This window comes from Hafnia sp., from assembly GCF_036648275.1.
Lineage (GTDB): Bacteria > Pseudomonadota > Gammaproteobacteria > Enterobacterales > Enterobacteriaceae > Hafnia > Hafnia alvei.
The window spans coordinates 60,682-86,815 of the sequence record NZ_JAVXIQ010000002.1 but is presented as its reverse complement, the minus strand read 5'-3'; the positions used below and the strand labels follow the sequence as shown (position 1 = coordinate 86,815).

Annotated in this window: 17 protein-coding genes; 10 read left to right on the top strand and 7 right to left on the bottom strand. The window is 46.5% G+C overall.

From position 1 onward, the window contains the following. The first annotated feature begins 113 nt into the window (after window positions 1-113). The 5 genes from RSC70_RS02965 (at window position 114) to eco (ending at window position 5,775) form a co-directional block, all read left to right on the top strand. The gene (locus RSC70_RS02965; RefSeq protein WP_025797567.1) at window positions 114-755 is read left to right on the top strand and encodes a hydrolase; all 642 of its coding nucleotides are present in this window, start codon (window positions 114-116) and stop codon (window positions 753-755) included. A 71-nt stretch (window positions 756-826) separates the two neighbouring features. After that, window positions 827-1,369: an antibiotic biosynthesis monooxygenase gene (locus tag RSC70_RS02960; protein WP_130998409.1), complete on the top strand. Its 543-nt coding sequence runs from the start codon at window positions 827-829 to the stop codon at window positions 1,367-1,369. A gap of 27 nt (window positions 1,370-1,396) precedes the next feature. Beyond that, window positions 1,397-3,265, top strand: coding sequence for an amidohydrolase (locus RSC70_RS02955; RefSeq protein ID WP_130970467.1), 1,869 nt, complete (start codon window positions 1,397-1,399; stop codon window positions 3,263-3,265). A gap of 179 nt (window positions 3,266-3,444) precedes the next feature. Then, window positions 3,445-5,037: an ABC-F family ATPase gene (locus tag RSC70_RS02950; protein ID WP_040045527.1), complete on the top strand. Its 1,593-nt coding sequence runs from the start codon at window positions 3,445-3,447 to the stop codon at window positions 5,035-5,037. Between the two features lie 225 nt (window positions 5,038-5,262). After that, window positions 5,263-5,775, top strand: a complete 513-nt coding sequence (gene eco / locus RSC70_RS02945; RefSeq protein WP_025797571.1) for a serine protease inhibitor ecotin — start codon at window positions 5,263-5,265, stop codon at window positions 5,773-5,775. Window positions 5,776-5,910: 135 nt separating this feature from the next. Here the strand turns inward: eco and RSC70_RS02940 are convergent, their stop codons facing one another. Continuing rightward, window positions 5,911-6,264, bottom strand: coding sequence for a helix-turn-helix domain-containing protein (locus RSC70_RS02940; protein WP_063586725.1), 354 nt, complete (start codon window positions 6,262-6,264; stop codon window positions 5,911-5,913). Between the two features lie 347 nt (window positions 6,265-6,611). Then, window positions 6,612-7,247 carry a leucine efflux protein LeuE gene (leuE, locus tag RSC70_RS02935; protein WP_025797575.1) on the bottom strand — a complete coding sequence of 212 codons (636 nt, stop codon included), beginning with the start codon at window positions 7,245-7,247 and terminating at the stop codon, window positions 6,612-6,614. A 354-nt stretch (window positions 7,248-7,601) separates the two neighbouring features. On the opposite strand from leuE, the gene RSC70_RS02930 reads away from it, so the two are divergent. Then, on the top strand, window positions 7,602-9,056 hold the full coding sequence (locus tag RSC70_RS02930) for a phospholipase D family protein (protein ID WP_332541615.1): 1,455 nt from the start codon (window positions 7,602-7,604) through the stop codon (window positions 9,054-9,056). Between the two features lie 46 nt (window positions 9,057-9,102). On the opposite strand, the gene murP is transcribed toward RSC70_RS02930, so the two are convergent. Together murP and murQ are read right to left on the bottom strand one after the other, a co-directional pair. Next, window positions 9,103-10,554, bottom strand: a complete 1,452-nt coding sequence (gene murP / locus RSC70_RS02925; protein WP_304184661.1) for a PTS N-acetylmuramic acid transporter subunit IIBC — start codon at window positions 10,552-10,554, stop codon at window positions 9,103-9,105. 2 nt (window positions 10,555-10,556) lie between these two features. Next, window positions 10,557-11,471 (bottom strand): N-acetylmuramic acid 6-phosphate etherase, encoded by a 915-nt coding sequence (gene murQ / locus RSC70_RS02920; RefSeq protein ID WP_332541614.1) that lies wholly within the window; start codon window positions 11,469-11,471, stop codon window positions 10,557-10,559. A 241-nt stretch (window positions 11,472-11,712) separates the two neighbouring features. Between murQ and RSC70_RS02915 the strand changes: the two genes are divergently transcribed. From RSC70_RS02915 to RSC70_RS02900, 4 genes are all read left to right on the top strand, one after another. Continuing rightward, a complete protein-coding gene (locus RSC70_RS02915; protein WP_130934215.1) occupies window positions 11,713-12,570 on the top strand; it encodes an SIS domain-containing protein in 858 nt (285 codons plus the stop codon). Between the two features lie 785 nt (window positions 12,571-13,355). Beyond that, window positions 13,356-14,099, top strand: a complete 744-nt coding sequence (locus RSC70_RS02910) for a winged helix-turn-helix domain-containing protein (RefSeq protein ID WP_282807648.1) — start codon at window positions 13,356-13,358, stop codon at window positions 14,097-14,099. Then, complete coding sequence (locus RSC70_RS02905; protein WP_025797596.1) at window positions 14,096-14,575, top strand: hypothetical protein; 480 nt, start codon at window positions 14,096-14,098, stop codon at window positions 14,573-14,575. Before RSC70_RS02910 ends, RSC70_RS02905 begins: the two co-directional genes overlap by 4 nt. Before the next feature lie 66 nt (window positions 14,576-14,641). Next, a complete protein-coding gene (locus RSC70_RS02900; RefSeq protein ID WP_025797598.1) occupies window positions 14,642-15,100 on the top strand; it encodes a hypothetical protein in 459 nt (152 codons plus the stop codon). A 130-nt stretch (window positions 15,101-15,230) separates the two neighbouring features. Here the strand turns inward: RSC70_RS02900 and RSC70_RS02895 are convergent, their stop codons facing one another. From RSC70_RS02895 to RSC70_RS02885, 3 genes are all read right to left on the bottom strand, one after another. Next, entirely contained in the window at window positions 15,231-24,032 is an 8,802-nt protein-coding gene (locus RSC70_RS02895) for an Ig-like domain-containing protein (protein ID WP_332541610.1), read from the bottom strand. A gap of 216 nt (window positions 24,033-24,248) precedes the next feature. Beyond that, window positions 24,249-24,707 carry a hypothetical protein gene (locus tag RSC70_RS02890; RefSeq protein WP_040045536.1) on the bottom strand — a complete coding sequence of 153 codons (459 nt, stop codon included), beginning with the start codon at window positions 24,705-24,707 and terminating at the stop codon, window positions 24,249-24,251. A 57-nt stretch (window positions 24,708-24,764) separates the two neighbouring features. Continuing rightward, window positions 24,765-25,436, bottom strand: coding sequence for a helix-turn-helix domain-containing protein (locus RSC70_RS02885; protein ID WP_227719107.1), 672 nt, complete (start codon window positions 25,434-25,436; stop codon window positions 24,765-24,767). Window positions 25,437-26,134 lie beyond the last annotated feature (698 nt).

Genomic DNA, 26,134 nt, shown 5'->3' with positions numbered 1-26,134 from the left:
ATAAGTTGTTAAAAATTTCCAGCTATCAACTAATTCAGTGAATACCTAGCATGTAGCCCGTTCATCACAGGTACGAAAGTATTATTCAACTAAGTGAAAATTAAGGATATTACATGTCAATTCGTGAATTGCTCGATCCAAAGAACTCAACACTGATTTTTATCGACCATCAGCCGCAGATGTCTTTTGGGGTGGCGAATATTGACCGTCAAACCTTGAAGAATAACACCGTTGCATTAGCTAAAGCCGGTAAGATTTTTAATGTTCCGACTATTTACACCTCTGTTGAAACTAAAAGTTTCAGTGGCTATATCTGGCCAGAGTTGTTAGCTGTTCATCCTGAAATTGCGCCTATTGAACGTACTTCCATGAATTCATGGGAAGACAAAGCATTTGTTGCCGCGGTTAAAGCGACCGGCCGTAAAAAATTGGTTATCTCTGCGCTGTGGACCGAAGTTTGCCTGACTTTCCCTGCGTTGATGGCATTGGAAGAAGGTTTTGAAGTTTACGTAGTGACGGATACTTCTGGTGGCACTTCCGTTGACGCGCATGAACGTTCAATCGACCGTATGGTTCAAGCCGGTGCGGTTCCTGTGACCTGGCAGCAGGTTCTGTTGGAGTACCAGCGTGACTGGGCGCGTAAAGAAACCTATGACGCAGTCATGGATTTGGTGCGCGAACATAGCGGCGCTTACGGTATGGGCGTTGATTACGCTTACACCTTGGTGCACGGTGCACCGCAGCGTAAAGCTTAATCTGTCGATTGCTCTGGGGCGGGATTATCTCGCCTCAATCACTTCCGTATTTCCAATCAGGATGCCCCAGCATGGCAGCAACCAATACCGTCACCTTGGTTATTACGCATAATCTGCAACCTAATCAGGCAATAGCTTATGAGGCATGGCTCGCCCGCATCATGCCTGCTGCGCAGCAATTTCCGGGGCATCTTGGTGTCCATGTTATTCGGCCAACGGCTGGAAGCGAAGCTTATAACATCGTGATCCGCTTCGATACGCTGGATAATCTTTACGCGTGGACTAACTCCGAGCTGCGTAAAAAATTGGTGGCTGAAATCCAGCCGATCCTTGCTCAAGAAGAACATTACGAAGTTCGTACCGAGCCAGAATTTTGGTTCACGCCAAGCACTCCGACAGTTAAACGCCCGCAAAAATGGAAGCAGTTTCTTATTACGCTGCTGGTGATCTTTCCCAGTACTAATCTAGTGCCGTGGATAACCGGAATGTTGTTGCCTGAGCTTAAAGGTACGCTACTGCTGCATTTTATCAATGACGCCTGCGTCGTTGGGCTGGTGGTGTTTATGTGGATGCCATTGGTTACACGCATATTTGCTGGCTGGCTGAAGAAATAGTCAACCTAGGTGATAGGAGTACGACTTATGTCTCAAAATGCTTCACTGATACTCACTAACGGTCAGTTTCATACGCTCGATCGAGAAAATCCGCTGGCCGACGCGGTGGCGATCAAAGACGGTAAAATTCTGGCTGTTGGCACAACTGCTTATGTAATGGGCTTTGCCGGTGAAGGCACACAGCTGGTTGATTTAAAAGGCCATACGGTAATCCCAGGTCTGAATGATTCCCACCTGCACTTGATTCGCGGCGGCCTGAATTACAATCTTGAACTGCGTTGGGAAGGCGTGCCTTCTTTGGCTGATGCACTGCGCATGCTGAAAGATCAGGCGGATAGAACGCCATCCCCGCAGTGGGTTCGCGTTGTTGGGGGCTGGACTGAGTTTCAGTTTGCTGAACGCCGGATGCCAACGATTGAAGAACTGAACGAAGCTGCGCCGGATACTCCGGTATTTGTGCTACATCTTTACGATCGCGCACTGTTAAATCGTGCCGCATTGAAAGCGGTGGGCTATACCAAAGACACGCCAAATCCGGCCGGTGGTGAGATCGTTCGTGATGCAAAAGGCAATCCTACCGGAATGCTGATCGCCAAACCAAATGCCATGATCCTGTACGCAACGCTGGCCAAGGGGCCAAAATTGCCGCTTGAAATGCAGGTAAACTCGACCCGTCAGTTTATGCGTGAGCTAAACCGTCTGGGTGTGACCAGCGCCATTGATGCTGGCGGTGGTTTCCAAAACTATCCTGAAGATTACGAAATTATTCAGCAGTTGCATGATGAAAAGCAGATGACGGTACGTATCGCCTATAACCTTTTCACACAGCGCCCTAAGCAAGAGCTGGAAGATTTCCAGAAATGGACCGACATGCTAACGCCAGGGCAGGGTACCGATTTTTATCGTGCCAACGGTGCCGGTGAAATGTTGGTGTTTTCTGCCGCTGACTTCGAAGATTTCCTCCAGCCTCGTCCTGATTTGCCTGAAGGTATGGAAGACGAGTTGGAGCGTGTGGTGCGCCATTTGGTGGAAAACCGCTGGCCGTTCCGTTTACACGCCACCTATAACGAATCGATTTCGCGCATGCTTAACGTATTCGAGAAAGTGAATCGTGAAATTCCATTCAATGGCCTGCATTGGATCTTCGACCACGCTGAAACCATCACCGAGCAGAATATAGAGCGCGTCAAAGCGTTGGGTGGCGGGATTGCGGTTCAACATCGTATGGCATTCCAAGGCGAATACTATGTTGAACGTTATGGCAAAGACGCCGTGAAACAGACACCGCCGATCCAAAAAATGTTGGAAATGGGCGTTCCGGTAGGGATGGGAACTGACGCCACGCGCGTTGCCAGCTATAACCCGTGGACGGCGCTGTATTGGCTAGTTTCTGGTCGCACGGTTGGCGGTATGGCGATGTATGACGATAATAATCGTCTCCCACGCGACGTGGCTTTGGATCTATGGACCGCAGGTAGCGCATGGTTCTCTAACGAACAGGGTAAAAAAGGCCATATCAAAGCCGGACAGCTGGCGGATATGGTTGTGCTGTCGCAAGATTTCTTCAGCGTGCCGGAAGAAGCCATTAAAGGTATCGAATCAGTGATGACGATTGTGGATGGCAAAGTGGTATATGCCGCTGGTGCGTTCACTCCGCTAGCACCGCCATCAATACCGGTGGTGCCAGATTGGTCTCCGGTAGTTAAAGTTCCGGGCCATTATCGTTCGGCTCCACCTGCTGAGAATAAAGCCGGCGTTTTGGCTCAGATGCACCAATGCTGCGGTTCTTGTGGTGTGCATGGGCATTCTCATGATAAAGCACGTAAATCTGCAATTCCTGTGTCGGATGAGCAGGCATTTTGGGGCGTTTTAGGTTGCTCTTGTTTCTCATTCTGATTTCAGTGAGTTGGCCTATGGCCGTTTGAAAACGATGAGTTGTTTGTTTATGGGCGCTGGATTATTCCAGCGCTTTTTTATTGCCTGTCAAAACAGAATTCCCTTTGCTCATAGGGGCGATAAAAACGCCAACTTATGGCATAATGTGCCCAAAATCACATTTCTTAAGAGTACTAGTCTTGTTAATCAGCAATAACATCACGATGCAGTTCGGCAGTAAGCCGTTGTTTGAAAACATTTCTGTCAAATTTGGCGGCGGAAATCGCTATGGTCTTATCGGGGCAAACGGCTGTGGTAAATCCACGCTGATGAAAATCCTCGGTGGCGATTTAGTGCCAAGCGGCGGTAACGTGTTCCTCGATCCGAACGAACGTTTGGGTAAACTGCGTCAGGATCAGTTCGCATTCGAAAACTATACCGTTATCGATACCGTTATCATGGGCCACACCGAACTGTGGGACGTGAAGGCCGAACGCGATCGCATCTATGCGTTGCCAGAAATGACGGAAGAAGAAGGCTATAAAGTGGCCGATCTGGAAGTCGTATATGGTGAGATGGATGGATACAGCGCCGAGTCGCGTGCGGGCGAGTTATTGCTGGGCGTGGGTATTCCCGTTGAGCAACATTATGGCCTGATGAGTGAAATTGCTCCAGGTTGGAAACTGCGTGTTTTACTGGCGCAGGCGCTGTTCTCGAACCCAGACATCCTGCTGCTCGACGAACCAACCAACAACTTGGACATCGACACCATTCGTTGGCTGGAAACCGTGCTGAACGAACGTAACAGCACCATGATTATCATTTCCCATGACCGTCACTTCCTGAATATGGTGTGTACGCACATGGCTGACTTGGATTACGGCGAGCTGCGCGTTTATCCAGGCAACTACGATGAATACATGACGGCGGCAACGCAGGCGCGCGAGCGTTTGATGTCTGATAACGCGAAAAAGAAAGCACAGATTTCTGAGTTACAGTCGTTTGTTAGCCGCTTTAGCGCGAACGCCTCAAAATCTAAGCAGGCAACTTCGCGTGCTCGCCAGATTGATAAAATTAAGCTGGATGAAGTTAAAGCCTCTAGCCGTCAGAACCCGTTCATTCGCTTCGAACAGGATAAAAAACTGTTCCGTAACGCGTTGGAAATTGATGGTTTAAGCAAAGGTTTTGATAACGGTCCGCTGTTCAAAAACCTGCGTATGTTGCTGGAAGTGGGCGACAAACTGGCTGTTCTGGGTACCAACGGCGTGGGTAAAACCACGTTGCTGAAAACCTTAGTGGGCGAGCTTGAGCCAGATACCGGTTTTGCTAAATGGTCTGAAAACGCCAACATCGGTTACTACGCACAGGATCATGAAAGCGAGTTTGCTGAAGATTTAACTCTGTTTGATTGGATGAGCCAGTGGAAACAGCCAAGCGACGACGAGCAGGTTGTTCGCGGTTATCTTGGGCGTTTGCTGTTCAGCCAAGACGATATTAAAAAGTCGGTCAAAGTGCTGTCCGGCGGTGAAAAGGGTCGTATGCTGTTTGGTAAGCTGATGATGCAGCGTCCGAATATCTTGGTTATGGATGAACCAACGAACCACATGGATATGGAATCTATCGAAGCGCTCAACATGGCGCTGGAAATGTACGAAGGCACATTGGTCTTCGTCTCCCATGACCGTGAATTTGTTAGCTCGCTGGCGACGCGTATTTTAGAAATTACGCCAACCAAGACGATTGATTTCTCTGGTAACTATGAAGATTATCTGCGCAGCCAAGGCGCTGAATAATTATTCATAAATTATCCTAGCTGAATTAATCAGGCTGTTCCGTTTACGGAACAGCCTTTTTTTATGTCTAAACATCACATATTCATTTATTCGGAGTTTTCTTTTGAAATATAAAATATGACTACATCAGCAACGTGAATTAATCAGAATTGACCTATAATGTTTTTTGCCACGCTATGCTAACGTAGCGACATTAATATCATTATCTGTAAGTAGGGACATATTATGAACAAGGTTTCAGCCGTATTGGCTAGCTTATTATTGGCTTCTTCTGCCGGTGCTATCGCGGCTACCGCGGGCGCAAATGACGATCTCAGCAAACAGCCACTGGAAAAAGTTGCACCTTATCCGCAAGCGGAAAAGGGCATGAGCCGTCAGGTCATTTATTTACCGAAGCAAGAAAATGAAAATGACTTCAAAGTTGAGTTGCTGATTGGCAAAACAATGGATGTAGACTGCAACCGCCATATGATGGGCGGCAAACTGGAAAGCAAAACGCTGTCTGGTTGGGGTTATGACTACTTAGTGATGGAAAAAATTTCAGAGCCAGCATCAACCATGATGGCTTGCCCTGATAACACCAAGCACAGCCAGTTTGTTACGGCAAACTTGGGTGATTCCGCCATGCAACGTTACAACAGCCGTTTGCCAATCGTGGTATATGTACCGCAGGGTGTTGATGTGAAATACCGTGTATGGCAGGCAGATACTAAGATTCAAGATTCTGTTAAAAAATAACGACACATAACACGTTATTGAATCATGAATAGCAGCGAGGAGGGCGTTTCTCCTCGCTCTGATAAACATTCGCTCTGATAAACATAAGGTGAGGTTAAGATAAATTTTTTGACCCTATAGGCATTATTACTCATTTTAATTCTCATGCATGGAGGATGGAGCCTGTCTGAATACCCCCGGCGAAGTCCCAAAGCGTCGTTTAAAGGCGCGCGTAAAGGTCTGCTGGCTTTCAAAACCATATTGCAGTGTTATATCCATAATTTTCTTATCCGTCCGTTTTAATTCTGCTGCGGCGCGCATCAATCGGCGATGGCGAACATAAGACGCCAAGTTATCGCCTGTCACCTCTTTAAATAATCGCTGTAGATACCATTTCGAATATCCCGCCCGTTTAGCAATATCATCAATAACGATACGTTTATCTAAATTCTGTTCTATCCATTCAGACAGTGTTTCTACCAGTTGCTGATGTTGTCCTTTAGTACTCAATCTGGTCACCTTAGTCTGTGGCTTGGCACAAACAAAAAAGATAATTTCACGAGTAATGATACTACTGGACCTAAAAATAAAGAGAATAGCTCGCATCTAAGAATAAATATTTTTTTGTAAAGTTATCTCAATAAAAAAATATGAAATATACACTTGGTAAAAACTTGCATGGATAACAAACAAGAATGGAAGAATTATGGAGTTTGTAAGGTAGGCGATGAATTTTCTTGATCTTTAATTGTTTAGCGTAATAAGCAAACAATGACTTTATTAAATATCTGCAAGAGAAACTCTAACACGCAAAAAAGGCTCCTGAAAAGGAGCCTTTTGCTTCAAGTCGTTTTGTATTAAGCAGAAGTCGCAAGTTTGGTAGCAAATCCGAGGAATAAAAGACCCACCATCGAATTGCCAAGTTTGGCGAGGCGTTTCTTTTCGCTCAAGAAATGCGCTAGCGCAGCGCCGGAAAAGATCAGCAGCGTCATATAGCAGAAGCTAATCATTTCTAAAATGACCGCTAAAATCGCAAAAGAAATGCCGCTATGTGCATAGTTCATGTCGATGAACTGCACGAAGAACGATACGTAAAACAGGATCGCCTTAGGGTTGGTTAAGCTCAGCGTTAACGCTTTACGAAAAACATGCTCAGGCTCTTCGTGCGCTGAGCTCTGGCTTTGACCTTTTTTAGACAGCGTGCTGTACAGGATTTTGAGCCCAAGATAGAGCAGATAGAGCGCGCCGAGCATTTTCACCAGCGAAAATAAAAATGGGGAAGAGCGGATCAGCGACGCAATGCCGATATAGGCGCAAAAGATTAAAACCGCATCACCGATAAAGACCGCTAGCGCGGCTTTATAACCTTCTTTAACGCCGCGCGTAATACCGGTTTTGAGTACAAACAGCGTATTCGGCCCCGGTACCATAATGATGAAAATCGCACCGAGAACGTACGTCCAGATATTGAGTACACCATAGCTCTCAAACACAACAACCTCACCTTTAATTCACGCTATTAATAAGTTGCGAATACAGGGCACATCGGCCCAAAAATCGATGGCGTATTGTACTCTTTTAAAAGGGTTTTGGCAGTATAGTGTGATCTGTATAACATTTAGTCACTGGAAGATAAAATGCGCAGCGGCAGCGTTTTGTTACAGGCGCCATTTGAACGATAAGTGCGATTTAGCTGAGTGGCTTTCAGTCGTGCGGATTTTAAGACAATCTCTCTCTAAGCCTGTTTGCTGGCATGCTATATTTTTAACCTATGCTCTATGCATGTGTTTAAATTTGGTTTCTCCGGCCGCCATCCACCCAAGGTGATTCAGTGAGTAATATTAGCGATGAGCAGTGAACCATTGGCTAACTCTCGTTTAGCCCGACTTATCCAACCGCTGTGCGAACGCTATCCTGAGTTAAGCGGTGTCTATCCTTTAGAAGAGGGCAACGACGCTTTCGCTGCAAGATATTTACTCACCAATATGGCTGAGAAAACGTTGGATGTGCAGTATTACATTTGGCACAACGATCTTTCGGGGCGATTGCTGTTCAGTGCATTATTTCGTGCCGCCGAGCGTGGAGTAAAAGTACGTTTACTGCTGGATGACAACAACACCGGCGGTTTGGATGAATCACTGCGCAGGCTCAATGCGCACCCCAATATCAGCGTAAAACTCTTCAATCCCTTCCAGCTACGGCGTATGCGTTGTCTGTGTTACTTAACCGATTTTAAAAGACTCAATCGGCGTATGCACAATAAAAGCATGACGTTTGACGCTCAGGCGACCATCGTCGGTGGGCGCAATGTTGGGGATGAGTATTTCGGTATTGGTGAGCAGCCGCTTTTTTCTGATTTAGACGTGTTGGCCGTCGGCAACGTGGTTGCGGATGTTTGTCAGGATTTCGAACGTTATTGGACTTCTGCGTGTGTATCACCGGCGGAAGACGTTCTTGGCAAAGCCTCGGAAAAACGCTTTCTGCATGGCCTAACGATTGAAGAAGTTGGCGGCAGAGCGCGCGCCAAAGTCTATATAAAGCGTCTGCGTGATAAATTTTTAGCACGCAAAATGGAGAACAACGAGCTGCCGCTGACGTGGGCAAAGGTACAATTGTTCAGCGATGATCCGCTTAAAGGGCGTGGCGAATTAGCTACCAAAGCGCTTATGGCATCACGTTTGTTTAAGATGATTGGTGAGCCAAAAGTGAGCATGGATATTATCTCAGCCTACTTTGTTCCTACCCGCACCGGTGTGTCACAACTGGTTTATTTAGCGCGGCAAGGGGTGAAAATGACGGTGCTCACTAATTCTCTTGCGGCAAACGATGTGGCCATTGTGCATGCTGGCTACGCCAAATGGCGAAAAACTCTGCTGCGTTGCGGTATTGAATTGTTTGAAATGAAAGCTAATGAAACCGAGCGGCCTTTACGTAAAGAGCGCTTACGGGATCGGGGCTTAACCGGACATTCAGGTTCCAGTTTGCATGCCAAAACTTTTGCGGTGGATGGTAAGTTGGTCTTTATTGGCTCATTTAATTTTGATCCGCGCTCGGCTCGGTTAAATACCGAGATGGGATTCGTGATTGAAAGTGAATCGTTGGCGTCGTCCACGCATCAGCGATTTATTGCTAGCCTGCACGACAAAGCATTTCAGTTAGTGCTTGCCCCACGCCGTAAAATTAATTGGATCGAATATGAAAATGATGAAAAACAAATTCATCATAAAGAGCCTGATAGTCCGCTATACAAACGTATTTTAGCCAGAATCGCTTATTATTTGCCAATTGAGTGGCTGCTATAATTACTATTAGCGCCATGTGTCACTGAACACATGGCGCTAAATGTCATTATGTTAGGTCAACGTTTTTGCAGCCAAACAGTAGCGTCAGGATAAAACCAGCCGCATACGAGATGGCAACGCCCGCAACATAAACCAACATGCCAGCATAGATACCCTGCGATGAAGTGATAAGCGGTATGGAAACCAAACCCGACGGGCCAAATACGGTATTTAAACCAATAGGTAATCCCATATAAGCCACCAGTCCGATAAAGAAACCGCCTACGGCACCACCAAAGCAGGCGGTAATAAACGGTTTTAAGCGAGGCAGCGTGACACCATAAATCAGCGGTTCGCCGATACCCAATAAACCAGGGAATATGGCGCCCTTAATTTGCATACGTAAGGTCGAGCCCGGTTTGGCTTTTAAATATAACGCTAACGCGGCACCCACCTGTCCACCACCCGCCATTGCCAGGATAGGGAACAAAGAGTTAAATCCTTGCGCATCCATCAAAGCAAAATAAACCGGTACAAATCCCTGATGAATACCAAATACCACCGCAATCAGAAACAGTCCTGCCAATAATGCGGTGCCGAATGGGTTACCGTTTAAATGCAGAAACAGCCAAGACATGCCTTTAAAGAGTTCGACGCCGATTGGCATGATAACCACATAGGTTATGGCACCGGTGATGAGTAGCGTAATGGAGGAGGTGAGGATCATGTCCAAGTTATCAGGGATAACCTTGCGTACTTTGCGCTCAATCCACGCGCCGAGCATACAGGCTAACAGCACGCCGATGATATTCCCTCTCGGATCTATCACTAAACCGAAGAAGTTATCGATCCCCGCGTAGTAGCCCACGGTTCCTTCTGCGCTGTAACGCAGAATAAACAACGACGCGATGATGGCACCATTCACACCGGTTCCGCCAAAGGCTTTTTGCGTGTTGAAGCCAATGAGGATACTCAGGAAGGTAAATAAGCCCACGCTGAAGGTTTTCATATAGCCAATCAGGCTAGTGAGCCAAATCGGCGCAATTTCACCGTCGAGTATTAAAGTTTGCTGAAGCAGCGTCGCGATGCCGAGTAGCAGACCCGCAGCGATAAAGCCGGGAATAAGCGGGGTGAAGATCGTCGCGAATTTTGTCAAAAAGCTATGAAAAGCGTTATTTTGCTTACTCTTCAGCTGCTTTTTATTTTCCGCCGCAAGGGCATTCAAATCAGTTTCTGGCGTGCTGCTATCGGATTGTGATTGTGGTTGGCTAAGGCTCACGTTCATCATTTCACTGGCGGTTTGTGCCTTGCCAGGGCCAAGCACAATTTGCAGTTGATCGTTACCTTCAATAACGCCCATGACCCCAGCGATCTTTTTCAGTTCAGCGTGATTAACGCGGGATCGATCGACTAAGGTAAGACGTAGCCGCGTCATGCAATGCCCGCAGAGGGTGATATTGTTATTACCGCCGACGTTCGCCAAAATTTGCGCGATGGTGGCATCCGTTATTTTAGCCATCGCTAGACTCCCTGAGGACGTGAGGCTAAGGCTTGGCGGATAAAACCATTATTTTGAGCAAGAACCGTGCTGGCTTCTGCCGCAGAGAGCTGGGCAAGAATCATCAAAATGGCAGTTTTACAGTGTCTTTTACATTCGCTGAGCGCTTTAACCGCTTCATCGCGGTTACACTCTGTGGCCTGCATGACGATGTCAATTTGGCGTTGAACCAGTTTGGCATTGGTGGCTTCAACATCCACCATGAGGTTGCCATACACTTTTCCTGTGCGGATCATGGCTCCCGTGGTGAGCATATTCAGCACCATTTTTTGCGCTGTGCCCGCTTTCATTCTTGATGAACCGGTTACCACTTCAGGCCCTACCACGGCTTCTAGCGCGATATCAGCTAATTGACTCATCGCGCTGCTGGCGTTGCAGGTTAATGAAACGGTGGTTGCGCCGATCGAGCGTGAATATTTCATGGCTCCGATGACATAAGGCGTTCTTCCGCTGGCGGCAATACCTACGACCACGTCGCGCTCACAGAGATGATGGTCTTTCAGATCTTGTTCGCCAAGCTCAACGTTGTCTTCCGCATTTTCAACCGCGCGTAGGATCGCGGTGTGGCCTCCTGCGATTAATCCGACCACCTGTTCATGCGGGGTGCCATAGGTTGGCGGGCATTCACTTGCATCTAGAATACCCAGTCGTCCCGAGGTGCCAGCGCCGCAATAAATAAGACGTCCGCCTTGGCTAAAGGCCTGAGCGATAGCATCCACGGCCTGTGCAATTTGCGGCAGGATACGTTCAACGGCTAGGGCGACCTTTTGATCTTCTTGGTTAATAATCGTCAGCATATCTAAAGTGGACAGGGTATCGATATTTTCGCTGGCGATGTTACGGCCTTCAGTTTGCAGGCGGGAGAGGTCAATGTTCATTTCAGTATTCTCAGAAGCATAAAGTTAAGGAATAAATTATTCCAAAACTCATGCGATTTAAAGAATTAATAATTTTATGCGCATTTTTTGTGATTGATATCGACTATTTTCCCGCTTCGAAATGCCAGCCATTTGGGTTGCGTCGTGGATGAAGTGAATGCTTACCTAAGAATCCAGCCTCCATTTTTTGCCCTATGCGAGGTAAGATAGCGGCTACTTACCTTTTGCTGACCGAGTTCAAATGCGCTGCCTACAACGAATCACTCTCAATAAAGACGCTTTTACGCCCGGTGAACGCATTATTGCCGATTATATTTTGGCTCACCCCGATAAGTTGAAGCAGTGTTCTTCGCAAGAGCTCGCCAGCATTTTGAATATCAGCCAGTCGAGCATTGTGAAATTTGCTCAACGATTGGGCTTCAAAGGGTTTACTGGCCTTAAATTAGCCTTGATTGAGGAGTGGGGGCAGCAAAGCAAGCAGAACGCTGAATCAGAGCAGCATTTGCATAACGATATTAATGTTCATGACACGCCGTCAGTGATTGCAGAAAAACTATTTCGAGCGAAGCAACAGGCTCTGAGGATGACAACCGACAGCGTAAATTTGGCGCAGTTGGAGAGTGTGGTTGCTGAAATCAAGGCGGCTCGCCGAGTGCAGATCATGGGAATGGGCGGCTCATCGCTGGTGGCGAAAGACTTAGCTTATAAACTGATGAAAATAGGCTATCCCGTGATGAATGAAATGGATAGCCATGTGCAGATGACGGTTGCTCAATCGTTAGGAGAAGGGGATGTACAAATTGTTATCTCTTACTCGGGAGCGCTGAAAGAGATATTTATTGCAGCACAGGCGGCACAGGAAAAGGGGGCAAAAATCATAGCGATAACATCGCTGCAGGATAGCCCACTCAGAAAGCTGGCTGATTTTGTTCTCGATACCATTGCTGATGAGGCGCGCTGGCGTAGCTCTTCTATTTCTGCGCGCACGGCACAAAATACCATTACCGACTTGTTGTTCGTTTGCTTGTTGCAGGAAGATAGCGAAAGAAGTCGTAGCTTTATTCATCGCAGCCAAGAGATGATTGAGCAACTGAAGTAAGTCATCATGGTAGCCTATTGTGATATTAGATATTGTTAATTATGATATTATTTTGTTGTAATTATGTTGTTAATATTTTAAGGTAATTGAGAGGGTGAGATTTTTTGGTTATCTCATTTAGGAGGAATATCTGAATATTGTGATTTATAAACCTCTAAAAACATCTTCATAGAACAATCACCACCTTATGCTCATTAAAACTAATACTAAATACTATAGAGATGCTTAAGATTGAAGAAAATTGTCGCCTATATAATTATAGGGTAGATTTATATCTCGAATTATTGCAGTAATTGAGCTGTAAGCTAAAATAAAAGTCATGATGAAATTGATTTTTAGGCGGCGATTAATGCGGTAATTTTCCTAAAAAACCACTCTTTTCTATAAAAACACTTCACAATCAAATTATTGCATATATTCTAAAAAAACCATGTTAAGCAGACTAATAACCCGCAGGTTGCAGGTTGGTTTATTTATATTTGGTGTTTTTGTCTGTCTTGGGTTAATTATTGTTTTAATAAAATTCTTATAAATTGTATAAATCACACGCATCACTTGTTTTACCCGCTCGATTTTATTTGAGATGATTCTTACTACTTCATAAGTGCTGAAAAAGTAAAAAGGTTTATCGATAAAATATTGAGGGAAAATATGAAAAAATCTCATTTCATACGCTTTTTATAACAGCGTTCTTGTTTACTATAAAACAGAGGGCCTTATCTGTATTTATAGCTCATTTTCTCTGATATGAGTGTCATAAATTGAATCAATATAATGTAAAATTCATGATTTATAAAATTAATGAGACGGTTAGGTTTAAGCCTGCAGACGGTGCAATTTGGAGTATAGAAAGCCCTGAGCAAGTCATCAACTTAACGATTACTAACTGTAATCTTCTTTGTCTATTGCTCAATAAAAAAGGTGAAATCCTTTCAAGAGAGCAAATTTTAGAAGATATATGGGATAAGCAAGGATTACGTTCATCTAATAATACACTTAACCAATACATATCTATTCTTAGACGAACATTTTCCTTGTTAGGTATCGATGATGAGGTGATTAAAACCATTCCAAAGGTAGGGTTTAGTTTAAATGCCTCTATCAGTGTGGAAAAAGAGTGTAACGCTGAACCTGTGAAGGTTGCTGAAAAGGAAAAAAACCTAAAACAGAATCATAAAAGTTATATTTATACTGTGGCAATGAGCGCGCTGGCCGTTTTTATTGCGCTGCTTTTTACCTACGTTTTATACAAAAATGATACCTACAGTCTCGATACGCCCATTGTAAACATCGGGAAGTTTGATGCTTGTAACGTCAACGTTCTACCTGAGTATACACGAGGACAATCACGCGATCTGTTGGAGTCATCAGTGAAGCTGATTACTGTCAGTGAAGTGCGATGTATTCCTGAAAGAATATTTATTGTAAAGCCAGAAAGTCGAGGGAGTGGGCGTTCATTTCTTGCGGAATGTATTGTCGATAAAAGAAGAAACGAATACTTTTTTTGTAAAGGATACTATATAAAATGAACAAAAAAATTGTCACTTTGCTCCTTTTTACTTTCATATTGGCGTTTGAAGTTATCTACGTATGCTTTATCTATGAGCCATCATACAATTTTGTATGCGATGGCGAGTTCTCCTATAGCGATAGCGAAAGTAAAGACCTGCTGGATGGGAATATTTCATTTAGCCTGAATGATAAAATGCAAGGGCATGCCGAAATGACAGGCTATTTAACTAAAAATGGCGTGTCTCAGGATGTCATTCGCAGCGTTGATTTCAAGTATCGTGTCGTGGCACCTAAACGTATTGTTATCTATGATGCTCAACTGATCACATACTTCCATGATTCCGTTGATGAGTCTTTCTCACCAGAACCTATCCTTGATTTTTTGTTTTTCCGTAATAAAGACTTAAAAGAAATTAACATCAGTGTACATAAAATTAAAAACACCTATTTATTCGGTCGTGCGAATAACTTTGTGTTTGCCTGTACCTCATAATGCCCCATTTTGTTTGAATGAACTGATATTGCCAATACCCCTCTATTAATCATTAATGGAAATAGTATGAATAAAAAACAGATAGGATTTTTTCTTATAGGAACAACTTTTTTTCTGTCCGGTTGTTCTTCGCCGAATAAAACGAATCAAAACTATCGAGGAGATGAGCTTGAGTACGATTATTTTTATGCTAACAGTCAGCTAACGCCAACGGAAGAGAATACGCCACCTAAAAGCAGTATTGTCGGTGGTCATTCCTATTCATCTACGAACAATAAATGTATGGATAATTATAATTTTCTACGCGAGGAGAAGTCTAGCCAATATCCTAAGTATGCTGAAGACTATAATAAGATTACTGACGGATTTAAGTTTCTCAACTCAAATAAAAACATCATGGATAAGGATGCCAAGAAAGTGTACACGATGGAACTAAAAATGAAGCTAGAGACACTGTGTTCAAAAATTCAGTACTCGAGTTTTATTCTAGTTAACGAAAAACGCAAAGGTCTTTCTGATATCTAATCTGCCTTAGAATATGACTCTATTGAGTCGTATTTATCAATCATCGACTTCCTTTTAGTCATAAAAATGGCGCTAAAATTATTTTAGCGCCATTAGCTTTATGCCTTTAAGTGATTAGCGTTCGTTAGTGTTACTTGCAATCACCTTTATTACCTGAACTTGCTAACGTATTTATTACTCTGACGTCAGTTTGACCTGATGTGGTGTCAATTTTAAACACGGTCCAATTCAACATGTTGTCAGTAGTTCCAGTTGCATCTTCGATTTTAAACTCCTGCGATGATCCATCGGATAAATAAAGCTTCACTTTAGCTCCGCCATAGGCAACAGGTGTTGCGCTGAATCTATTGACAACGTAGCAATACACACCCGGATGCATACTATCTACTGTGATGGTTTCAGGTCCATAGCCCTTTTGGGCATCTACATCAAGTTTTGCATCTGCACCGGCTGGTGATTTAGAACCATAATTAACCTTAATTAAACTAGATGGATTTCCCAAAGTAGGCACCCAGAGATAGGAGTCAAGGTCAGCAGGAGTATCATTCCACGTGAGAACAATACGCGCCGCTTTTCCATCCAAGTTTGGCGACAGAACAAAGTCCTTCTGTTGATCGGTAACCGTTTGGATATCGAGCGTTGAATCTAACGTGATAAAGCCGGTTGCGCTGGCTTTCACGTAATAAAGCCCCTGCGGAATACTGATCTCGTATTTACCATCGGTACCGCTGGTCACGGAGTATTCCGGGTTAGCGTTATTTTCAGATAAAGATATCTCGATCTTCGTATTTGGGATCATGGCATTGTTTATTGCGTTCTTGGTCACTCCATGTAATTTCACTAGCTGTTGTTTGAAGTTAACTTTCTGATTGGCGTCAACCGGCGTTCCGTTTGTTAAGGATGCGGACACTTGCACCAATAATGCTTCTGCAGAGGTACTGGTCAGTACCATGGCTGCTTTGCCGTTGACGTCGGTCGCGCTGCTCGCAGCCTGTAATGTTACGGTATTACCTTTGTCCTGAGACCAGTTCACCGTTGCATTTGGAACGAGGTTGTCATGCGCGTCTTTAACAATAGCGGTATAGGTAAAGAAATCGGTCCCGTTGGCTATTTTATCGGTCACGCTGTCGTCGAGCGTGACGGTAGTTACCGTTGCAGTAGTGATATCCGCTACAAAGGTGGTATCTACCGTTTGGTTATGACCGTTAATTGCCGCTGTGACTTTTGTTATACCCGCCGTGATGTTGGTCAGCGTGGTGGTTGCTAGACCTTGCGCATCCGTGCTTGCCGATGCCGTTGTTACCGTTGCGCCGTTATCCGCCGTGAAACTGACGTTAACATTAGGTACTAGGTTTCCATTCGCATCCGTGACTTTGGCCTGCACCTTATTGGTGGCAGTGCCATCGGCTTTGGCGTTGTCCACGGTTACCGTCAAATCACCGCTTACGATGGTGGACGTGCTGTCATCGGCCACGAACGTGGTATCTACCGTTTGGTTGTTACCATTGATGGTGGCGGTGACTTTGGTAACGCCAGCTTTGATATTGGTGAGCGTGGTGCTCGCTAAACCTTGGCTGTCGGTTGTCACTGATGCGGTAATGACCGTTGCACCGTTATCTGCCGCAAAGCTAACTGCGGTATTTGGCACGAGGTTGCCATTGGCATCCGTTACCTTGGCTTGAACTTTGTTGCTGTCCGTGCCGTTGGCTTTGGCGTTGTTAATGGTAACCGTTAAGTCGCCGTTCACGATGGTCGCGGTGCCGTCGTCGGCCACAAACGTGGTGTCTACCGTTTGGCTATTGCCGTTAACCGTTGCCGTGACTTTGGTGATCCCTGCTTTGATGTTGGTCAGCGTGGTGCTTGCCAGACCTTGATCGTCGGTAGTGACCGATGCGGTGATGACCGTTGCACCGTTGTCTGCTACGAAGCTGACGGCGGTATTCGGCACTCGGTTCCCATTGGCGTCCGTTACCTTGGCTTGAACTTTGTTGCTGTCCGTGCCGTTGGCTTTGGCATTATTGATGGTCACCGTTAAGTCACCGCTCACAATGGTAGACGTTGTGTCATCGGCCACGAAGGTGGTATCCACACTTTGGCTATTGCCGTTAATGCTAGCAGTGACCTTGGTGATCCCCGATTTAACGTTGGTTAGCGTGGTGCTGGCGAGTCCTTGAGCGTTGGTAGTTGCCGATGCGGTCGTCACCGTTGCGCCGTTATTAGCTGAGAAGCTGACCGTTGTATTCGGAACAAGGTTGCCATTGGCATCGGTAACCTTAGCCTGAACCGCGTTGGTTTCCGTGCCGTCAGCTTTAGCATTATTTACCGTGATCGTTAAGTTACCGCTCACAATGGTACCGGTGCTGTCGTCGGCCACAAACGTGGTGTCTACCGTTTGGCTGTTTCCGTTAATCGCGGCAGTGACTTTGGTGATCCCTGCCTTCACGTTGGTGAGGGTAGTTGCCGCTAAACCTTGGCCATCGGTGGTTACCGTTGCGGTGGTAATCGCAGCGCCATTGTCTGCCGAGAAGCTAACGGTGGTATTGGGTACTCGGTTGCCATTGGCATCCGTCACCGTAGCCAGAACCTTGTTGGTGTCTGTGCCGTTGGCTTTGGCATTATCAACGGTGATCGTTAACGCGCCATCCACAATGGTGCTGGTACTGTCGTCGGCGACAAAGGTGGTATCCACGTTTTGGCTATTGCCATTAATGGTGGCGGTAACCTTGGTGATCCCCGATTTGACGTTGGTCAGCGTGGTGCTAGCCAGCCCTTGGGCGTCCGTGGTTGCCGATACGGTGGTGACCGTTGCGCCGTTGTTGGCTGCAAAGGTGACTGCCGTATTTGGAACCAGGTTGCCGTTGGCATCTGTCACTTTGGCTTGAACGGCGTTGGTGTCTGAACCGTTGGCTTTAGCGTTATTGACCGTAACCGTTAAATCACCCGCGACGATGGTTCCGGTGCTATCGTCGGCCACAAACGTGGTATCGACCGTTTGGCTGCTGCTATTAATGCTCGCAGTGACTTTGGTGATCCCCGCTTGCACATTGGTGAGCATCGTACTTGCTAACCCTTGTGCGTTCGTGGTTGCCGACGCGGTGGTGACCGTTGCGCCGCTATCTGCCGCGAAGGTGACCACGGTATTTGGTACAAGGTTTCCGTTAGCATCGGTGACCGTAGCCTGAACTTTGTTACTGTCGGTACCGTTGGCTTTGGCGTTGTTGACGATAACGGTCAGCGCGCCACTCACGATGGTGCCGGTGGTGTCATCCGCGATAAACGTGGTATCTACCGTCTGGCTATCGCCGTTAATCGTGGCTGTCACTTTGGTCACGCCCGCTTTCACGTTAGTGAGAGTGGTACTTGCTAATCCCTGAGCGTTAGTGGTTGCCGAGGCGGTAGTGACCGTTGCGCCGTTAGTGGCGGTGAAACTCACCATGGTGTTTGGTACAAGGTTGCCATTGGCGTCGGTTACTTTGGCCTGAACGGCATTGGTGGCGATGCCGTTAGCTTTCGCATTATCTGCGGTGACCGTTAAATTGCCGCTGACGATGGTGCCGGTCGTGTCATCCGCGACAAAGGTGGTATCAACGGTTTGGTTCGCTCCGTTAATCACTGCGGTGACCTTGGTATTTCCCGCGGTCACGTTAGTGAGGGTGGTTACCGCTACGCCGTTTTCGTTGGTCATTACGGCGGCATCAATAATCGATGCACCGTTGTTAGCAGAGAAACTTACCTCAACGTTTGGCACCGTGTTGCCGTTGGCATCGGTAACTTTTGCTTGAACCTCATTGGTTGCCGAACCATTTGCTTTGGCATTATTGACGGTCACGGTCAGGTTGCCATCAGTAATGGTGGAGGTACCATCATCGGCGATAAACGTCGTGTTAACGCTTTGGCGATTGCCGTTGATAGCCGCCGTTACTTTGGTGGTGCCCGCGGTAACGTTGGTCAGCGTCGTGCTCGCTAAGCCTTGAGCATTAGTGGTGGCCGTTGCAGTGATAACCGTGGCGCCATTATTGGCACTGAAGCTGACATCAACATTAGGAACCGCGTTGCCTTTGGCATCGGTCACTTTTGCTTGAACCGCATTGGTGGCTGAGCCATCGGCTTTGGCGTTGTTAAGCGTTACGGTTAGATTGCCATCGGTGATGGTTGAAGTTCCGCCATCAGCCTCAAAGGACGTGTCAACCGTTTGACTTGCGCCGTTGATGGCTGCAGTCACTTTGGTGATGCCGGCTGTCACGTTGGTCAGGTTGGTACTGGCAAGTCCTTGAGCATCGGTTGTGACGGATGACGTCGCGACGCCTGCGCCGTTATTGGCCGTGAAACTGACCGTTGCGTTAGGAACCGAGTTTCCCTGCGCATCGGTAACCTTAGCCTGCACCGTATTGATATCAACGCCATCGGCCTTCGCATTGTTCACGGTGACCGTTAAGTTAGCGCTGGTTATCGTTGACGTGCTGTCGTCAGCCACGAAGGTGGTCGCCACGTTTTGGCTATCGCCATTAATGGTTGCGGTGACGGTGGTGATTCCAGCCTTGACGTTAGTCAGGGTGGAACTTGCTAAGCCTTGACCATTCGTCATGGCTGACGCTGTGGCAATCGTTGCGCCATTGTCGGCGGTGAAACTGACTGCGGTATTAGGAACCAGGTTGCCATTGGCGTCGGTGACTTTCGCCTGAACCTTATTCGCGTCGGTGCCGTTGGCTTTTGCATTGTTAATGGTGATAGTGAGATCGCCGCTGACAATGGTTGCCGTGCTGTCATCGGCGGCAAAGGTTGTATCAACATTTTGGCTATTGGCGTTGACCGTTGCGATCACTTTGGTGATGCCTGCCGTGAGGTTGGTGAGGGAAGTGCTTGCTAACCCTTGGCTATCCGTGGTGACTAATGCGGTCACCACCGTTGCGCCGTTATTCGCCGTAAAGCTGACCGGCGTATTAGGAACCAGGTTGCCATTGGCGTCTGTCACTTTGGCTTGAACTTTGTTGCTGTCCGTACCGTTGGCTTTAGCGTTGTTGATGATAACCGTTAAGTCACCTTTAACAATCGTCGAGGTGCTATCGTCGGCCACAAACGTGGTGTCGATATTCTGGCTATTCCCGTTGATCGCGGCGGAAACGTTGGTGACCCCCGCGCTCACGTTGGTCAGCGTTGTCGTTGCTAGGCCGTTTTCATTGGTGGTAGCAGAAGCCGTGATCACCGTTGCGCCATGATTTGCCGTGAAGCTAACCACGGTATTTGGAACGAGGTTACCATTGGCATCTGTGACTTTCGCCTGAACCGAGTTGGTGTCTGCGCCGTTGGCCTTGGCGTTATTCACCAGAACGGTGAGATTGCCACTGACAATCGTTGCGGTGCCATCATCAGCCACGAAGTGAGTGTTTACGACTTGGCTGCTGCTATTAATGGTTGCGGTAACCTTAGCTACGCCGGTCGTCAAGTTGGTGAGCGATGTCGTTGCTAAGCCCTGATCGTTGGTGGTGGCGGTGGCCGTTGCGATAGTCGCTCCGTTATCCGCGCTGAAACTGACCGACGCATTGGGCACAAGGTTTCCGTTCGCATCCGTGACTTTCGCCTGTACCGCATTGGTTGCATGTCCATCGGCTTTGGCATTATCAGCGGTGACTGTTAGATCGCCTTTGACAATAACCGCCGTTGAACCATCGGCCACAAACTGAGTATCAACGGCGATACTCTGAGCGTTAATTTTCGCCGTGACGGTAGCGGCACCGGACTGGGTATTGGTCAGCTCAGTGCTGGCAAGACCCTGCGCATTGGTGATCGCTGATGCCGTAACGACGGTGGCACCATGATTAGCGCTAAAGTTAACCGTGGCATTTGGTACCAGATTTCCATGGGCGTCAGTAACTTTCGCCTGTACCGAGTTGGCATCACTTCCGTTGGCCTTGGCGTTATTCTGGATAACGACGAGGTTGCCCTTGGTGATCGTTGCCGTTGAATCGTCCGGAGCGAAGTTAGTATTTACATTCTGGTTTGTGCCGTTAATGGCGGCAACAATGTTGGTTGTTCCCGACGTGATATTGCTGAGGGTCGTGCTGGCCAAGCCGCTGGCGTCTGTTACCGCTGATGCGGTGGTGACGATTGCGCCGTGGTCAGCGGTAAAATTCACCGTAACGTTGGGAACGGTGTTGCCATGCGCATCGGTTACTTTGGCTTGCACCGCATTCATCGCGGTTCCGTTGGCCAACGCATTATCGACGGTGACTTTCAGATCGCCAGACGTAATGGTCGCTGTGCCGCTATCGGCAACAAATACCGCGTCTTTGCTGGCTGAATGCCCGTTAACCGTCGCCGTGACGGCGTATTTGCCGGATGTGCTGCTGGTGACCGTTGCGGTCGCCTTGCCGTCTGCTCCGGTGGTGCCGATAACTGTGGTAATGGTTGCGCCAGATGCGACAACGAAATTCACCGTAGCATTTGGCACAAGGTTATTATTGGCGTCGGTAACGATAACGGCTACGTTGTCGGTGTTTACGCCGTTGGCCAATGCGCCGTTCGGATCGATGGTTAAATTACTATCGGTGATGGTTGCAGTTGAACTATCAGCAATAAAGCGAGTATCCGCTTGAGCGCTATTTCCTGATTCTTGAATTCGCGCCGTTACGGTATAGGTATCCGCCTTGAGGCTGGTCACCGTCGCCGTAGCAATACCATCATCGCCAGTCACGCCTTTCACCGTGGTGATTTTGGCCCCGTTGCTGACGGTGAAATGTACCGTGACATCGGAAACGGTATTCGCATTGGCATCGGTGATTTTGGCGGTAATCTTGTTGGTTGCAGTGCCGTTGGCGATAGCGTCCTGGGTCGCGGTCATATCACCTTGTCTAATCACAGACGTTGATTTGTCTGCAATAAACGTTACCGCTTGGGTTTTGGCGCTGCCGTTAATGCGTGCCGTAATGGTGCTATCACCGACGATGGCATTGGTGACTAACACCATGGCCTGACCTTCGGAATCGGTCATCATCGTTGAACCATTCACTAGGCTGGCATTGTGCGTTGCATCTAAACCGACCTGCACATTGGCAAGCGCGTTGCCGTTGGCATCTTTTACCGTGGCTTGCAGTTTGTTGGTGCTTTGCCCATCGGCTAGCGCGTGGTTTTTAATGATTTCTAACGCACTGATCTGCGCGGAAGCCGCGTCGGCAATAAATTCAACCTGACCCGACTTATAGTTACCATTATTCATGGTGGCCGTAATGACGCCGATTTTCGCCAGTTTGCTCCGAACGAAGACCGTCGCTTTACCGTTGCCGTCGGTGTTAACCGTCAACGATTGAGGGCTGGAACGTCCATCTTTAAATAATGTGGCCGCTGAGCGCCCGTCTGCGCCTTTAAGGTTATCAATATCAAAAGTGATAGGCTCAGCCACCATCGGCTGGCTTTGTTCATCGCGAACAAAGGCCGTTACGGTGAAGTAATCAGAATCATTGGCCGGAACCGAACCTGATGGGGTAATCGCCAATTCACTAATTATATTCTTAGAAGGCTCCACGTTAATCGTAGTTGCCGCAGTATTCGAATTATTACCATTGTTATCGACGCCAACGGCTTTAATCACGTAACCCTGAGCAGCATTCGCGCGTTTGGTATAGACGTATGGCGGTAATTTAACTTCCAATTGCGTTAACGATAATTTCCGGAATGAACCACCGTTCGCGAGGAATTCTGCTGATGCCGTCCAGTCAACGTCTTTCAGGCCGTATTTGGCTTTAGAAACCGTCAATGGAAGGATGATGGTTTCCGCCGCTTTGGCCGTCACTTTATTCGGCAGGGAAATGCGCAGCAAATCCTGCTTGCGGTACTGCATTACAATTTCATAGTTACGATCGACAAACTCATACATGCTGCCCATCAGGCTGCGGAGTGCGTCAACGGAGTCTGCGCTGATTTGCTGCGCCCAAGGCACACCAAAGCGATAGTTGATGTCTAGTCCAATGCGGCTATCATCTTTATCACCCACGGAGTGTTCGCCTTTAATGGTGACTAATGGCACCGGCGTATAGTTCAAACCTAGCGTCAGGGCTTTGGGATTATTTTTTAAATCATCTGGATTTGTGCCTGTGCCGAGATCGATCCCTTTGCCGAAGTACTGTTCATATTTGATATTCGCCCCAAGTTGAGGGTATGACGGCAAGTAGGCTTCCGCACGTAGGTCGAAGCCATTGGCAGGGCGTTCATCGTAATCCTTCATGTCCGAGAGATGAGATTGATGCCAGTCGGTTAAGCCATAGTAGCCATTAACCGCCAGTTTCAAATAATCGGTCCACGCTTCGCCGCCAACGCCAAGTCGCGCATTTTTGCCGGTGTAATCGTAGTCGTAGAAGGTATTAATCCCGTACATCCAATCGCCAATATACTGACGATAGCCGAGGCCTAAGTTAGCGGTATTTCGGTCTTCATTTCCGTGAAGCCCAACCTGAGAGAAGAACAGGCTGTCATTATCCCCGATGATGGGAAGTAACATATCGCCCGCAATTTTATTATCAGAACCTACGCTAACGCGCGCGGTACCTTTTTGGTTCAGCCAATCGTTGATTTGCTGATTAATTAATCCCTCGCCAATGCTTTTAGCATAATTAATTGATGCATTGGTGACGTTATCACTGGAGATAATTTGCCCTGCTTGCATTGCATTACCCGTGAGATCGGCGGCTGGCGCTGAATCACGAGAAGCAGCATCGCTGCCGAGAGAGGGCAAATGAGATAAAGGCTGTTCTGGTGTTATGTTTTCGGGAATTGATGGCGTCGGAGTTGTTTCCGGCGGAAAAAGAGATTGAAATTCTGGCGTTGTGGTTAACGCTGGTAGGTTCTTTTTTTCTTTCGTTATTAGAGGGGACGTCGGCTGAATGATCGTTTTCGCATTATTATCAACGACGGATTGCAGCCCAAGAATTGTCTCCTCCATATTGTTATATTCAGTGGCCCGAGCAACAGAGCTGGCGGAAATTAACAATGGTGTAAGAACCTGAATAAAGATTATCCCCCAAGAGGTTATTTTCATCCCTCTAGGTGAAATTATTTTTCTCATAACGAATACCAATGTAATATTTTTATGAAATACACAAAGAGCCCTATCTTCTTAAAAGAAGGGCTCTTGCTAGAAATCTATTTTTATGTGGAATTAAATTCCGGCGAGTTCTTTTATTTTTCCTTTAACAACGGAATATCCGGTGTATTGCACTTTTGAACACAATGTATCTAATTTCATTTCAAGCGACATGGTATAAACTTCTTTGGCGTCGTTATCCATAATGTTTTTATTGACGTTCAAGAAACGGTATCCTTTGCCAATGTCACCATAGTCTTTGGTATATTTTTGATACTGAGAAGCCTGTGTCTCTCTGAGGAAATTAAAGTGGTCAACACAAACATTATTGGTTGAGGCCAAAGTGATACCGGTCAAATTCGCGGTGCGTTTTGCAATATAATTATCCGTTGGTGTATTTGCATTTGTATACCCAGTCGTTGCCGCAGCTGTTTTATGGTTGTTGCTCTGAGGCTTCTTTGTAGGCTGAGTTGAGCATGCAGCCAACAGACAGATTGATCCCAAGATCAATAATTTTGATGAACCCATGTTCATATAAAATAGCTCCTTAATTACATCATGAAAAAATCATTAATAAACGGCCAGTATTGGCTACGGTTGGGTCAAGTGTGGTGCGACTCGCGCCGGGCTTTGTGGGAGAACTTTCCCTGCGACGAATGACAACAACGGCGTTCTTGGTGAATAGTCACCAAAACGCGAATCAAAATAAGAGGGAGGGAATCTCGCTCTCAAAAAATAAAATAAGAAGTTGATATTTTTCACATTAAAATATGAGACAAGCCCACCCGTGTAGCGGTAAAGCGTTTTATGAGAGATTCTTAGCGTTCTGGCTATCAGGCTAAACGTCCATCCTTTATTCGCCATAAGAATAATAGCCATTTTCATAGAGCCCAATTTTTTAACGCAAATAAGATCGTTGAACTCTTTAATGAAGTAATAAGTTAAGCTTGATCTGAGCAACGATGGCATATCACGCATCCAAACTGACAGCGGAGCATTAATATCGATATGCGGTAATCGCTCTAATACCATCGACATATCTCCGGCTGAACAAATAAGGATCACTGATGTACGGTTTGCATAGGCATTTTTTAAAATAGTCCCAAGATCTGACATAAGTTTCAAACTATCTACATCAATAAAAATAGCCTTATTGACGATGATTTTTGGGTCAAGATCATCAAGTAAGGAGAATAGACCTAACTTTAGGTATTCGTTATCCGTAATAATGGAAATCTTGTTGTGTCTCTTGTCATCATTCATGGTAATTTTCATTTTATGTTTATGTCCAAATCAAGCATGAAACTCATCTTAGGTTAGCGATAGCGTCAGCAGCATAACGAGTCAAATCTCGATATATGACTTACGGCATTGAGCTGCATAGATTGAGGAAGGAGGCGGTCTATTCCCTTTGAAAATTCAAATTCCACAATCATAATTAGGCTACTATCATTTTTTACGTTCTATGTTAAAAACGAATGGTTAAAAAACGGAAATACTCCGCGCTTCAATATACGTATAACAGAATGAACAATGGCCAAATTAAGGGAGCTCTGTTGTTCAGCGATGTTTGTTTAGCGATGTTGCTCAGCGGCAGACGCAGGCTAAAACCGCGTAACTCTTCTACCTGTCTAGTGCTGATTATTATTAGATGACCAGAGGTGAAGATATTATTGGTGCGCTTTATGGTGCGCCTTCGTTTTCTTGAGCAAAAGTATACTTAGGCCTACTCTTGTCAGATATTTATATCATTGAAATTTTGTTTTATAATTTTATCATCTGGTTATATTGGTTTTTTTAGGGTTTTAATTTGGTTTTATAAGCTACTCATCGGATGACTTATTCAGTTTGAGGTAATTAATGTCGATGCAAAGGGAATTTGAATGGAGGGATGGGGGCTAATCAATGGGCAAAAAGCATTGATTCACGATCTAGAAAGGATTGCCGTGTAGGCAGTGGTC

Excerpts from the sequence above, each read along its gene's own strand:
- RSC70_RS02965 (WP_025797567.1), top strand. The coding sequence starts at position 114 with ATGTCAATTCGTGAATTGCTCGATCCAAAGAACTCAACACTGATTTTT.
- RSC70_RS02960 (WP_130998409.1), top strand. The coding sequence starts at position 827 with ATGGCAGCAACCAATACCGTCACCTTGGTTATTACGCATAATCTGCAA.
- RSC70_RS02955 (WP_130970467.1), top strand. The coding sequence starts at position 1,397 with ATGTCTCAAAATGCTTCACTGATACTCACTAACGGTCAGTTTCATACG.
- eco (WP_025797571.1), top strand. The coding sequence starts at position 5,263 with ATGAACAAGGTTTCAGCCGTATTGGCTAGCTTATTATTGGCTTCTTCT.
- RSC70_RS02930 (WP_332541615.1), top strand. The coding sequence starts at position 7,602 with ATGAGCAGTGAACCATTGGCTAACTCTCGTTTAGCCCGACTTATCCAA.
- murP (WP_304184661.1), bottom strand. The coding sequence starts at position 10,554 with ATGGCTAAAATAACGGATGCCACCATCGCGCAAATTTTGGCGAACGTC.
- murQ (WP_332541614.1), bottom strand. The coding sequence starts at position 11,471 with ATGAACATTGACCTCTCCCGCCTGCAAACTGAAGGCCGTAACATCGCC.
- RSC70_RS02915 (WP_130934215.1), top strand. The coding sequence starts at position 11,713 with ATGCGCTGCCTACAACGAATCACTCTCAATAAAGACGCTTTTACGCCC.
- RSC70_RS02910 (WP_282807648.1), top strand. The coding sequence starts at position 13,356 with ATGATTTATAAAATTAATGAGACGGTTAGGTTTAAGCCTGCAGACGGT.
- RSC70_RS02905 (WP_025797596.1), top strand. The coding sequence starts at position 14,096 with ATGAACAAAAAAATTGTCACTTTGCTCCTTTTTACTTTCATATTGGCG.
- RSC70_RS02900 (WP_025797598.1), top strand. The coding sequence starts at position 14,642 with ATGAATAAAAAACAGATAGGATTTTTTCTTATAGGAACAACTTTTTTT.
- RSC70_RS02895 (WP_332541610.1), bottom strand. The coding sequence starts at position 24,032 with ATGGAGGAGACAATTCTTGGGCTGCAATCCGTCGTTGATAATAATGCG.
- RSC70_RS02890 (WP_040045536.1), bottom strand. The coding sequence starts at position 24,707 with ATGAACATGGGTTCATCAAAATTATTGATCTTGGGATCAATCTGTCTG.
- RSC70_RS02885 (WP_227719107.1), bottom strand. The coding sequence starts at position 25,436 with ATGAATGATGACAAGAGACACAACAAGATTTCCATTATTACGGATAAC.